General features: G+C 71.0%; 1 protein-coding gene. It reads left to right on the top strand.

Going from position 1 to position 692, the window contains the following annotated elements:
- Positions 1-692 (top strand): hypothetical protein (locus ACH107_RS33310; RefSeq protein ID WP_412509856.1); only part of this gene is annotated, 692 nt, incomplete at both ends.

Here is a 692-nt window from a genome sequence, read left to right as displayed (position 1 = left end):
TCGAATTCCTACAATTACATGACCGCGCGCATTTTCATTGATACCGACGCCACGCCGGTCGTGCGCGAAAGCATCGACAGCGGGGCGACATGGAGTCCCGACAACAGGCTCTGGGGCACGGCCAACACCACGGTCGACGGCTCGGGCTTCCTGCTCGAGGCGTCCCCGGTGTTGCGCGTCCATGCCGCGCACCTTGAGGAGCCGGTCAAGCCGGTCGGCGCGGGGCTGCGGCACGCGGACACGGGGCATTACGTCCTCACCGGCACGCCGCCGCTGGCCGCGACGGGCTGGCGCGTGCGCTGCCCGCAGGATGAAAACGGCGCGCCGGTCGCGCGGGTCGCTGACCTCTACCGGCATGACGGGGCGCTGCACCTGCGCGTTTGCGATCCTGCCGGGATGCCCTCGGACATCCCCGCGGGGCATTTCATCATGCTGCGTTTCCGGGACGCCGCGACAGAGGACGATACCCCGCCGCCGATCACCGAGCTGACCGCGGCCGAGGTCACGGCGCGCGAGGCTGCGCTGCGCGAGACGGCCGTCAAGGCCGCCTGCCGCCGCCGCATCCTCGACGTTCTGCCCGAGACCGCGCAGATCAACCTGGCCGCCGCCGTGGCCGCCGGGCGCCTGTCCGACGCGGACCTGTCCGTCTACCAGGCCGGGCTGGCATGGGTCGATGACATGCGGGCCACGTG

Source organism: Roseovarius halophilus (ex Wu et al. 2025), assembly GCF_047086965.1.
This window is presented reverse-complemented; position numbering and strand designations above follow the sequence as displayed.